Below are 11,941 nucleotides of genomic sequence, written 5' to 3'. Positions count from 1 at the left end.
AGTAATTCCTCTACCATTAATCAACGCTTCATTTATGCCAGTATTTCACAAGCGATCGCTCGACGCTGATCAAATCACCAAGGCGTACCAACACACCAACCAAAAGTGTTTGCACCACTCGCGGAATACCGACGAGAACTATATCAGCTTTTTTCAGCAATAAGGCAAAGTACAGTAAATTAGTCGGCATTCCTTCGTGGTTCACTTTGCCATCAATTGCTAAACCATACATTGACCGGATAAACTGCTCAAATCCGGCCGCAGGTTTATTTTCGCTGGTAAACGCCACCCAATCATCAGAAGGATTATGGAAACTGTGATGCACACCTGCGGGAACGTGCAGACTTTCTCCAGCATACAGCGTCCGGCGATTTCCCTTGTGTCCAAACTCCATTTCTAGACAACCCTGGAGAACAGTAAAGGTTTCGCTCATTTTGGTGTGGTAGTGCAGTGGACTACCTTTAGCTTTTGGCGGTAAATCAAAGCGGATTTTGCTATATGCTGCACCCGTTTCTAAGATAGTCATGCGATCGCCAGTCACAGGATTTACAATTACTTCTGGCTGTTGTTGTGTAGTTAAGATTGATGTATTCATGTGTATAACTCCTTGTGTGGTGCGGTTTGACTACACTTCAACAATAAATTTTCTCCCCAATTCTGAATTGACAAGTCCCGCCAAGAAATTGACCAATCGCGCCATTTTTGTTATCTGTACCAACAGCACGACACTACAAAACTTTCAACTCTGTCACCTGTCACCTGCCACCTGTTCCCTGTCACCTCCTACACCCATGAAGGAAGCAACTTTTTCTGTTTACCTGACGCGAGGTATTGTGCAGTTTGCCGCCGCGAAATATGGAATTGATGCAGATAGCTTGTGTAAAGATGTAGGAATTGACCCGATTTTGCTGAAAATGCCAGACCAACAAATTACAGGAAGCTTGCACAGTGCTTTATGGCGAGAGGTTATCAAGCGTACTGGTGATGAAAACTTTGCTTTACATCTAGGTGAAGCCTTTAATTTGGCAACTTTTGGGATTCTGGGTTATGTACTCGTCAACTGTCAGACCTTTGGAGAAGCTTTAGAAAAATTTTCTCGCTACACACGTCTATTCAGCCAGGGAGCATATATTCATTTTACGGTTGCTGATGGTTTGGTATTTTGTGACTGCGACATTGTACAAGATTTAAAAAATTACTTGTTAGAACAGCCGCAATATGCCATTGAAAGTACTTTTACATCACTGTTAACTGCCACAAAATTCTTAACAGGAAAACAACTTTACCTGCATACAGTTTGGTTTCAATATCCACATCCTGCTGAGACTGCGGAATATGAACGCATATTTCAAACAGGCTTACACTTTTCTATGCCAACAAATCGCATTATCTTTGATGCTAATTGCTTGAATTGGGCAGTATTATCAGCTAACTCTAACTTACTTTCGATGTTTGAACAACACGCCCAAACAATGCTCGATGCGATGAACCAAGAAGATAATTACACGCGAAGAGTTGTACAGGAGATTTTACAACAACTCAAAGCCAATCTCCCGACTCTAGAAACTGTAGCACGGAGTTTAGCTGTTAGTGTTCGTCAGTTGCAGCGAGAATTACAAACTGAAGGCACATCTTATCAAGAACTTTTAGATAATACTCGCAAAGAATTAGCCCTACGACATTTAAAAAATCCCGCTACACCAATTCAGGATGTGGCATTTTTACTAGGTTTTTCCGAACCGAGTGCCTTTAACCGTGCTTTTAAAAAATGGACGGGGCAAACTCCGAGAAATTATCGCTTATCCTATTGTTGAGATGAAGTGCGATCGCCTAACAGATATATTACAATTGTATTTTGTATAATATAAGTATTGTATGAGTGGCGATTTTTCATTACGGAGTTGTGACCTCGATAAACTCAACTCTATGACTAAATATCCCAGCATTCCGACTTATCACACACTGGGAGACAAAGGCGCATTGTTGGAAGAAACCGTCATTTTTGATGGTGAAGTAATTTTGACAGAAAAAGTCGATGGTACAAACTCGCGGATAATTTTGCTACCTGATGGTAACTTTGTTTTAGGCAGTCGAGAAGAGCTGTTATTTGCCAAAGGGGACTTGATTGGTAATCCTGCGCTGGGAATTGTCAACTCACTCAAAGATGTTGCTGATTCTTTACCGCCATCTCAGGATTGTATCACTGTGGTTTATCTGGAATTGTACGGTGGTAAGATTACCTCTGCGAGTAAACAATATACTGCCGAACAAAGAGTAGGCTGGCGGCTATTTGATGTTGCTGTTCTCACAGAAATGGATACATTATTTACCAAGTCTACTAAGCAACTGTCGGCGTGGCGAGACAATGGGGGGCAACTGTTTTTAGATGAAGCACAACTGAACAAAACAGCGAAAGATTACAGACTTGAACTCACACCAAGACTGGCAAAAGTTACAGCTTTACCAACTAGCATCAAGGAAGCACATGAGTTTCTTTTGACAATTTTACCCAAAACCAATGTAGCCTTAGATGCAGGTGCAAAGGGTAGAGCCGAAGGTATTGTAGCAAGAACTATTTCGCGGGGTGCGATCGCTAAATTGCGTTTTGAAGATTACGAACGTCATACTAAACGCCGCAATTGATGGAAATCATATACTTAATCAAGATTTTTCGGTGAGCAAGACAAGCTGATCTAATTGATACTGCATTTTACTCACAACCAATTCGTAGCATTCATCAACGTAATTGCGATCGCTTGCGGCTTCCCGACCATAGCGTTCAAAGATAATCGGCGGACAAACTTGTGTATGAATCGATACAGGGAATGGAATATTTGGTAGTGGGCCAATTGCTAATCCCCAAGGCCAACCCAAGTAAATGGGAAACACCACCGGATCAATATCCAATAACCAAGGCATTCCCCATTCATGAAATTGGTTGAGAATTTTATATATATCTGCCAAGACAATCAAGGTGTCATGCGCTCCCGCCGAAATCACTGGTACAATCGGTACATTTTCCCGTAGCGCCAGTTTAATAAATCCTTGTCTGCCTGCAAAATAAATTTTATTTCTTAAATAATGGGGTCGAAACACATCCTCTGCGCCACCGGGATAAACCAACACACTCGCACCAGAACGCAAAGCTGAGTATGCCATTTTAGGATGAGCTATTATAGCTCCCATTTTGGCAGCCAGTTGCGCCATTGGTGGTGTCACCTCCCAAACTCTGGGGTGCATTAAACCATATATTGGTTGTTCCACACCAAAACGCTCAAACCAGTCGTACATCATCATCAACATATCGGGGGCTGAGAGTCCGCCGTTATGAGAACCAACAAACAGGACTTTTTGCTGTGGTGAGATGTGATGCCAACCGCTTGTTTGCACCCGAAAATAGTAACGGTAGAGAAAGCCCAATAAAGGCATCATTGATTTGATGAACTGTGGATCTCGCTCATCCAAAGACCAACCGAGTTTTTTTTCCAAGGTATGTCGCTTTTGTAACATTCAAAAATCTTAACAGTATTTATAAAAGTCTGACCAGTTTATGGTTGTAAGACAAACATACCTAAATATGGAGTGATTTTAGCTCATCTTTAATTGCAGAATATTTTTAAAGGGGACGGGTAACAGGAAATAGGGAAGCAACTTCGACAGGGTATGATACGCTATCTGCGATAGGAGTGTAGAGGTACAGAAAATGACTAAGCTCAGGGTGGGATTGTTATTTGGCGGACGTTCTGGCGAACATGAAGTGTCGATTAGTTCAGCAAGAGCGATCGCTAAAGCTTTAAGTGCAGAACAAAATGCTAATAAGTACGAAATCTTGCCTTTCTACATTCAAAAAGATGGACGTTGGTTAGCTGGGGATGCGCCACAACAAGTATTAGGTTCTGGTAAACCTTTACTAGAATCGGCAAATTCCCCAAACTCAGAACAAAGCCAACTCACCAATTCTCAAACTCAAACCCTGGAACGTTGGCAATCTCCTTCCCAAGTTGCAGAAGTGGATGTGTGGTTTCCCATTCTTCACGGCCCCAACGGGGAAGACGGCACAATTCAAGGTTTATTGACATTGATGCAAGTTCCCTTTGTGGGTTCTGGGGTGCTAGGTTCAGCACTGGGGATGGATAAGATTGCGATGAAAATGGCATTTGAGCAAGCCGGATTACCGCAAGTTAAATATAAAGCCTTAACCAGAGCGCAAATTTGGTCAAATCCTTGTATTTTCCCGAAACTTTGCGATGAAATAGAAGCCACATTGGGCTATCCTTGTTTTGTCAAACCTGCTAACTTGGGTTCATCGGTAGGTATTGCCAAAGTGCGATCGCGCTCAGAATTAGAAACTGCACTCGACCAAGCCGCCAGTTACGATCGCCGCATCATTGTAGAAGCTGGAGTAGTCGCTAGAGAAGTAGAATGTGCTGTATTAGGTAACGACCAACCCCAAGCCTCAGTTATTGGCGAAATTACCTTTGATAGCGACTTTTACGATTACGAAACTAAATACACCGAAGGTAGAGCCGATTTAGTCATTCCCGCACGACTGCCAGATGATATCAGCCGTAAAATTCAAGATATGGCATTACAAGCTTTTGCGGCGGTTGATGCAGCAGGGTTAGCCAGGGTAGATTTCTTCTATGTAGAAGCAACTGGGGAAATCTTAATCAACGAAATTAATACCTTACCAGGTTTTACTGCTACTAGTATGTATCCTCAACTTTGGTCTCATAGCGGCGTAGCTTTTCCCGAATTGGTAGATAGATTAGTACAACTAGCTTTAGAAAGACATTCGCCTGCAAGTGCGGAGTGAATTAATGGGGAATTTTACCGTCATTGAAAGTGAGTTTGATTAACCTCTCTTTGATGCAGAGCTATGGTGTACACACAACTTTCGTTCGGTGCATCTGTCCCGCCTTGGAATAAATTCCGAGTCTCATAGCGCAAGTCCTCTGAAGATGACTCAACTAAAAATATCTGCCAGTCCACTTAAGTGGACTTTGGCTATAAGCCTGGAACTTTAGTGTGGTGCATCTGTCCCGCCTCGGAATAAATTCCGAGTCTCATAGCGCAAGTCCTCTCAAGAGGACTCGAATAAAAATATCTGCCAGTCCACTTAAGTGGACTTTGGCTATAAGCCTGGAACTTTAGTTCTAGGCGAGATGCGTTTCATACTGCCTATTTTCGACTGGTGTGTACACCGTAGCCGACGGGAAGAGGGGCTTAAAACTCATGACTAACAATCCATTTGCACAACTTGTTGGACAACAGCAAGCCATAGAATTATTGACTGAGGCTGTGAGACAAAATCGAGTTGCACCAGCTTATTTGTTTGCGGGAACAGAGGGTGTAGGCAGAAGTTTAGCGGCTCGGTGTTTTGTCGAGTTATTATTTTCTAGTACTGTTGACACACATTTGGTTGCATCGGTGCAGAATCGGGTGCGTCAAGGGAATCATCCTGATTTGTTGTGGGTACAGCCAACATATCAATATCAAGGGCAAAGATTAACAGCCGCCGAAGCAGCAGAAAAAAAACTTAAGCGCAAAGCACCGCCTTTAATTCGATTAGAACAAATTCGGGAAATTACACAGTTTCTCAGTCGTCCGGCTTTAGAAGCACCAAGAAATGTGGTGGTGTTAGAAGAAGCGCAAACAATGGCGGAACCAGCCGCGAATGCGTTATTAAAAACTTTAGAAGAACCAGGACAAGCAACGATTATTTTAATTACACCTACGCCTGAGTCGGTTTTGCCAACGTTGGTTTCGCGCTGTCAAAAGATTCCTTTTTATTGCTTGGACAGTGCAGCGTTAAGTCAAGTATTGCAGCAAACAAATCATCAAGAAATTTTGCAACATCCGGCTGTGTTGAGTATAGCGGCTGGCAGTCCGGGAAATGCGATCGCTTGTTATGAACAATTACAAGTTATCCCCTCTGAATTACTCTCACACCTCACCGCCGCCCCAAAATCTGCCCGCCATGCTTTAGAACTAGCTAAAACAATTGACAAAGATTTAGATACAGAATCACAACTATGGTTAATTGATTACCTACAACATTCTTATTGGCAAAAGTGGCATCAACCAGGAGTTATTAATCAGCTAGAACAGGCACGCAAGGCACTTTTAGTTTACGCCCAACCGCGTTTAGTTTGGGAATGCACTTTATTATCTGTACATCAACAATGCAATGTATAGAAGTAATACCAATTCGCAATTTGCAATTTGCAATTAATAAATTTAGCTCCAGTAAGACTTTTCTGATTTATATCTGTCGCATTCTTCTTTCAAATTGCTATAACTGTGAATAAAGTTTTAATCCCTAATAGGGATTAGTTTGAATTGCAATTTTACTGTCTAGAGGATAGTACAGGTTTTGTTATGTTTCAATCCCTAATAGGGATTAGTTTGAATTGCAATAGATGAGATATCCATTGTTGATGATGAATATGAGGTTTCAATCCCTAATAGGGATTAGTTTGAATTGCAATCCCTCCTGCGCTACCTGTCGGTGTTCTGGAATTGGTTAAACGTTTCAATCCCTAATAGGGATTAGTTTGAATTGCAATCCCACAAGAAATAAAAATAATTTTAAAGATACTTGTTTCAATCCCTAATAGGGATTAGTTTGAATTGCAATCTTTTGCAGCAGCGATCGCTTCTTCTTTTTCGATGTTTCAATCCCTAATAGGGATTAGTTTGAATTGCAATTTCTTCAGGAATTTTTGAGCCTTCCCAATTTTTGATGTTTCAATCCCTAATAGGGATTAGTTTGAATTGCAATGTCTAAAAAATAGCCGTTCTGAAAATTCTTTGCTGTTTCAATCCCTAATAGGGATTAGTTTGAATTGCAATTTCTGATATATCTCCAATCGCCAATATCCTGGCAAATAAAGGTTTCAATCCCTAATAGGGATTAGTTTGAATTGCAATTCACTCATCATTTATATTCCTCATATAGAGTAATAATGGCTATGTTTCAATCCCTAATAGGGATTAGTTTGAATTGCAATTAGGATGCGCTAGGGGAATAGATGAATATGTGCGGATTGTTTCAATCCCTAATAGGGATTAGTTTGAATTGCAATAGCCATGTTTACATGGTCAAAATATGCTACCATGTAGTTTCAATCCCTAATAGGGATTAGTTTGAATTGCAATAATTCAAGCAAGAAGCTCATATTACGATTCCCGATGGTTTCAATCCCTAATAGGGATTAGTTTGAATTGCAATTCGATTATGGGTATAGCGTCATTCCTTCCCAGTCGGTTTCAATCCCTAATAGGGATTAGTTTGAATTGCAATCATCGAAATTATCTCAAACGCTTACGGAAAGAGGTTTTGTTTCAATCCCTAATAGGGATTAGTTTGAATTGCAATAAAAATAGATTCTTATGTACTCAGGCAATGTAAAAGTTTCAATCCCTAATAGGGATTAGTTTGAATTGCAATAATATTCAGATTCTTGGTGAAAGCGATCGTGCCTGTGTTTCAATCCCTAATAGGGATTAGTTTGAATTGCAATGTCCAATAATAAATATATGAATTAATTCTCTTTGTTTCAATCCCTAATAGGGATTAGTTTGAATTGCAATGCCATCGAGTATCGGAGATATTCAGAACACCAAAGTTTCAATCCCTAATAGGGATTAGTTTGAATTGCAATAGCGGGAGGCAGAAAGTCTTGTGCTATGAAGTTTTCAAGGTTCAGTTTCGCGGATTGGTTGATTATAACACCCAATAATGTCAATTGATTGACGCTGAATCTCTGAAACCTATACTGTGTAAGGTGCGCGGATGATTTTAATTTATTTTTTCGGCAAAACCTGATGCTGAAAGGAATACAGCCATTTTGGTGAAACCCTAATTTTTTACACCTATCCATTCGCGCATTTGAGGAAATTCAGTTCTTACTTTTAACTTTTGCCTTTTTCCTTTTGCCTTGTTGTACTAGTTAATCAAATTTTCTAATGCTGTTTGCAAGTCTTTGGTTAAATTACTGGCTGCTTGTCTGGCTGCTTGACGGTTGTTTTGGGACTTTTCCCAGCGTTCGGTAACAGAAATTGGTTCACCGACGGTAATTTTTACTTGGCGCAAACCTAAACGCGGTCTTCCGGGTAATGTGGAGTTTTGAATCCGCGTCAGCATATCATACATTAATAATGCAGTCTCAGCGAAGCGATCGCTAGTCGGTTGTTCTTTGAGATAGTTTTCGGTAATGGCGACAAAACTTTCGACTATTCTCATGTGCTGCATTTGTAAGTCCGCTTCTTCGGCAATCCAATCAGCCAGCCCGCGTTTCAAGGGTGGTAGGCTATTAATATCAGGAATGTCGTCTCGATAAATATAATTCCAACCAGCTTCTTCTAAACGCCGACACCTATCAATAAAGTTTCCCTGGGCGGGAACATCAAAATATTGTTCGGCAATTTTTAAACCAGTATCTAATAAACGATGCAGCCTAGTAATAAATGGTTGATTTGGAATTTGGGGTAAGTCTTGATGATAAAAGCGGCGATAAAATTCTTCCATTTCGGTGATGAGATGTTCACCCAGACGACAAATGCGTTGATGATAAATTTCGCCTGGGTTGTCAATTTGCGACGGCGAAATTGACTGGACTGTTAAACCGCTATCTGCTTCTAATTTACTTAATAACCAATTTATTTTTGCCCAAGGTGGCTGGACGTAACGATATTGAATAGCAACTGGTACTATAAATACTGTTTCAGAGCGATCGCTTTTTTGCAAGTCTTCCACACACCAAAAGCCTAATTGCGCTACACCCGGTTCTAACGGACTAACGATGCCACTATGACCATTTGTACCACCTTCTGGTGCAACAGCGATCGGTATTTTCCCATTCGCAAATAAATCTCGTGCTGTTTGAATAGCCAGCCTGTCAACTCGTTTCCCCCGCCGCACAGGAACACCACCCACACGAGAAAATAACCAACCCAGCCAGTTTCCCGCCCATAAAGTCATTCCTCGTTCATAAATAAAGTGACTATGAATCGGTTCTTGTAAGTTAATATGATGCTGACGTGCTGCTTTGGGAACCAAGCGTGACAGCAGATACAACATACACAAAGGATCTTCGACTTCTGGGTGACGAAATGCTATCAAAAAGCGGATTTTGCCGGCTTGGAATTGTTGATAAAGTTCGGCTAATATCTCTGCATTCTCCGCTTCGATTTTAACCACACCAGCCGTTAACCAAGGTCGAGTCCGAAACCGCAAGATAAATGGCAAGCACCACCGCATCATCTGGAGTATTAGCGGGTTAAAATTTTGGGGAATAAATTTTAGTGGTGGTTGAGTGGAGTGGATTGATTTAGGCAAGCTGTTCTCCAGATGATATTTGTTGCGATTGTACAATATGGACTTTAGGTTGTGTCTTGGGCGATCGCATAAATCTTTACCAACCCCAACCTAGTAGTTCACCAACCGAACATTGCCGTGTAGACTTAGCAGGGGTGCAGGGGGCAGGGTGCAAGGGAGAGAATCTTTCCCCTCTGCTCCCTGCTCCCTGCTCCGAAGCTTGCCACCACGCAAAGTTATCTTGGCAGACTACTGGAACTCACACTCAACAGCCGTGAAGCCTTATGTCTAAAAAACCGTCTCCCAGTTTTCCATTCAACAGCAGTCCCCACTCAGATAAATGGCAAGAAAGAACTAATCAAGTAGCTTATCGCTTCAACCGCCAATATCAAAACCAAACTTTTGAACTACCCCCAGAAGTACAAGCTTTGCCAATATATCAAGAATGGCAAGCGGGTATCTTAGCAGGGAGGGCTGTTTCTCCGTTTTGGGAAATTGCTCAACCGCAGAAAAATCAACATTGTTTAGATATTGGTTGTGGTGTCAGTTTTTTGATTTATCCTTGGCGTGATTGGCAGGCATTTTTCTATGGCCAAGAAATTAGTAACATCGCACGAGATACGCTTAATTCTCGCGGTTCTCAGCTAAACTCCAAACTATTCAAAGGTGTAGAGTTGGGTGGAGCGCATCGTTTAAATTATGCCTTAAATCAATTTGATTTAGCGATCGCCACCGGCTTTAGTTGCTATTATCCCCTGGAATACTGGAATATTGTTTTAGGAGAAGTTCAACGAGTTTTAAAATCTGGGGGGCATTTTGTCTTTGATGTTCTCAACCCCCAACAACCTCTAGCGGAAGACTGGGCGGTGTTAGAAACTTATTTAGGTGCAGAAGTATTTTTAGAACCTCTAGCTGAGTGGGAAAAAATCATCAAAGCCACCGGGGGTAAACTAGTTGCACAGCAATCAGGCGAATTATTTGAATTATATAAAGTCAAATTTTAAACTGCTGATTCACGTACACTGAGCGTTCGCGCAGCGTCTCCGTCAGGAGAAGTCGAAGTGTACGTGCTGAGAGGGGGGAGACAAGGTAGAGGGGGTAGACAAGATAGAAGTAGAAAGATTGCTTCAGTGTCTCCCGTGTCCCCCGTGTCTCCCGTGTCTCCCGTGTCCCCCGTGTCTCCCGTGTCTCCCGTGTCCCCCGTGTCTCCCTTGTCCCTTCTTACAACTTCCAGCTTATCAACTTAGCATAAATGTATGCGATCGCTTCACTAATCACTACCCGCACACCTTCACTAGAACTCCACCATTTTTGCGGATCATAGTTTTTTGTTTTAGCCGAGATAATTCCGACTGGAATTTTGGGAGCAAATATATTACTAAATATCAACCAACTTCTCCGCCCATGAGCATCAATTGTCAACAAATTAATTGACTCAATTGGTAAATTTTTATCTGATATATACTGCCATAATGCCACCGCCGAAGCATTAGTTCTATTTTTAGTCACACTAGGCGTAGGTACAATAATCAATTTATCTTGCGGAACACCCAATTTAGCTAATGTCAAAGCTGCAATTTCGGCAAAATTCTGATATTCCGCCAGATAAAATCCTTGTTCTACTTTTGAGCCAATGGTAATAATTTGGCGATAAGAACCACTTTTAAATTCTCCGGCTGCTTGTTCTAAAGCATAATCACATATCCAGCCATCAATAACGAGTGTATCTGCTGATTTAATGGGAGAATTTACGGCGAGAAATGAGTGTATATTCTGAATTACAAAAAATAGATTACCCGCCAAAACAATCAGAAATAACGCCCATCCCTGCGCTGTAAGAGTCCAAATTTCTTGACGTTTGATTAACCACATTAAACCTTAGCTGAACCTTGGGCTTTTAAATAAGCAAATACAGATTTATCCCCAATATCGGCGGGAATTGCTTGTACAGTTTTTCGCAAAGCAAAAACTAAAAATAAAGTTGCCCAAATTCCTAACAAAATTTGTTCTACTTGAATTGGTAAAATCCCGACTAAATGTCCTAATAACAGCAAGGGAACTGTGAAAGTTAAAACTTTAGTTTCCAGACGATTAAAACAAAAAGCTTCTTTAAAATAAATGCCTGTTAAGGCTGCGAAGGTAAAACCTATACCTAAAATAGTCAATGGGTTTGTGTAGACAGTCAATGCAAAAGGTTGACTGTCAAAATGAGCAAAAATAAATGCAGAAATACTCCCAATTAACCAAAAAACTTGTAAAACTCGGTGCAGCAAAACCATGTAAATATGAATGGTCAACAAACTCACACCGAGAGCTAAACTAAAACAGGTATATAAAGGGGTAATTGCTTGGATGGTAGTCGGATTATTGTAAAACAATGCCAAAACAGTCCCCACAGCAAAGCTGAGTGCCGCTACCATTAACGCAGTACGATAGATAATTACACCAGTGCGATCGCTTTGATCAATCGTAAATTCCCCAAATTGCCCTTGATAAACTGGTGATGGAGATACAGTTTGCGTAGTCATAGTCAGCAAAAATATTTAAACTAAGACAAAGACATCTTAACAAAAGTCTTACTGAGAGCGATCGCACTGTGTTATCTGTTGTGTAAATTCA

General features: G+C 41.1%; 10 protein-coding genes and 1 CRISPR repeat array. Of the genes, 5 read left to right on the top strand and 5 right to left on the bottom strand.

Translation table 11 applies throughout. The features are described 5' to 3' along the window. Positions 1 to 28: 28 nt before the first annotated feature. The gene (locus tag H6G77_RS03740) at positions 29 to 595 is read right to left on the bottom strand and encodes a cupin domain-containing protein (protein ID WP_242049139.1); all 567 of its coding nucleotides are present in this window, start codon (positions 593 to 595) and stop codon (positions 29 to 31) included. On the opposite strand from H6G77_RS03740, the gene H6G77_RS03735 reads away from it, so the two are divergent. Continuing rightward, positions 594 to 1,814: an AraC family transcriptional regulator gene (locus tag H6G77_RS03735; protein WP_242049138.1), complete on the top strand. Its 1,221-nt coding sequence runs from the start codon at positions 594 to 596 to the stop codon at positions 1,812 to 1,814. The genes H6G77_RS03740 and H6G77_RS03735 overlap by 2 nt on opposite strands. A gap of 112 nt (positions 1,815 to 1,926) precedes the next feature. Then, positions 1,927 to 2,643, top strand: coding sequence for an RNA ligase family protein (locus H6G77_RS03730; RefSeq protein WP_242049137.1), 717 nt, complete (start codon positions 1,927 to 1,929; stop codon positions 2,641 to 2,643). Between the two features lie 18 nt (positions 2,644 to 2,661). On the opposite strand, the gene H6G77_RS03725 is transcribed toward H6G77_RS03730, so the two are convergent. Then, positions 2,662 to 3,510 (bottom strand): lysophospholipid acyltransferase family protein, encoded by an 849-nt coding sequence (locus H6G77_RS03725; protein WP_190591913.1) that lies wholly within the window; start codon positions 3,508 to 3,510, stop codon positions 2,662 to 2,664. Positions 3,511 to 3,703: 193 nt separating this feature from the next. Between H6G77_RS03725 and H6G77_RS03720 the strand changes: the two genes are divergently transcribed. Both H6G77_RS03720 and holB read left to right on the top strand, forming a co-directional pair. After that, positions 3,704 to 4,816, top strand: coding sequence for a D-alanine--D-alanine ligase family protein (locus H6G77_RS03720; RefSeq protein ID WP_190671044.1), 1,113 nt, complete (start codon positions 3,704 to 3,706; stop codon positions 4,814 to 4,816). Between the two features lie 419 nt (positions 4,817 to 5,235). Beyond that, positions 5,236 to 6,198, top strand: a complete 963-nt coding sequence (gene holB, locus H6G77_RS03715; RefSeq protein ID WP_190591911.1) for a DNA polymerase III subunit delta' — start codon at positions 5,236 to 5,238, stop codon at positions 6,196 to 6,198. A gap of 114 nt (positions 6,199 to 6,312) precedes the next feature. Next, a CRISPR array of direct repeats spans positions 6,313 to 7,667; the repeat unit is 37 nt; unit sequence GTTTCAATCCCTAATAGGGATTAGTTTGAATTGCAAT. A gap of 284 nt (positions 7,668 to 7,951) precedes the next feature. Here holB and H6G77_RS03710 read toward each other — a convergent pair. Further along, the gene (locus tag H6G77_RS03710) at positions 7,952 to 9,343 is read right to left on the bottom strand and encodes a 1-acyl-sn-glycerol-3-phosphate acyltransferase (RefSeq protein WP_190870868.1); all 1,392 of its coding nucleotides are present in this window, start codon (positions 9,341 to 9,343) and stop codon (positions 7,952 to 7,954) included. A gap of 263 nt (positions 9,344 to 9,606) precedes the next feature. Between H6G77_RS03710 and H6G77_RS03705 the strand changes: the two genes are divergently transcribed. Beyond that, positions 9,607 to 10,326 (top strand): class I SAM-dependent methyltransferase, encoded by a 720-nt coding sequence (locus tag H6G77_RS03705; protein WP_190870867.1) that lies wholly within the window; start codon positions 9,607 to 9,609, stop codon positions 10,324 to 10,326. A 217-nt stretch (positions 10,327 to 10,543) separates the two neighbouring features. On the opposite strand, the gene H6G77_RS03700 is transcribed toward H6G77_RS03705, so the two are convergent. After that, positions 10,544 to 11,194 carry an ElyC/SanA/YdcF family protein gene (locus tag H6G77_RS03700; RefSeq protein WP_190870866.1) on the bottom strand — a complete coding sequence of 217 codons (651 nt, stop codon included), beginning with the start codon at positions 11,192 to 11,194 and terminating at the stop codon, positions 10,544 to 10,546. Continuing rightward, on the bottom strand, positions 11,194 to 11,850 hold the full coding sequence (locus H6G77_RS03695) for a DUF2301 domain-containing membrane protein (protein WP_190591907.1): 657 nt from the start codon (positions 11,848 to 11,850) through the stop codon (positions 11,194 to 11,196). Before H6G77_RS03695 ends, H6G77_RS03700 begins: the two co-directional genes overlap by 1 nt. Between the last annotated feature and the right edge of the window lie 91 nt (positions 11,851 to 11,941).

This window comes from Aulosira sp. FACHB-615 (assembly GCF_014698045.1).
In the GTDB taxonomy this organism is placed as follows: Bacteria; Cyanobacteriota; Cyanobacteriia; order Cyanobacteriales; family Nostocaceae; genus Nostoc_B.
The sequence above is the reverse complement of the archived record's forward strand: the minus strand, read 5'-3'. Positions and strand labels throughout refer to the sequence as shown.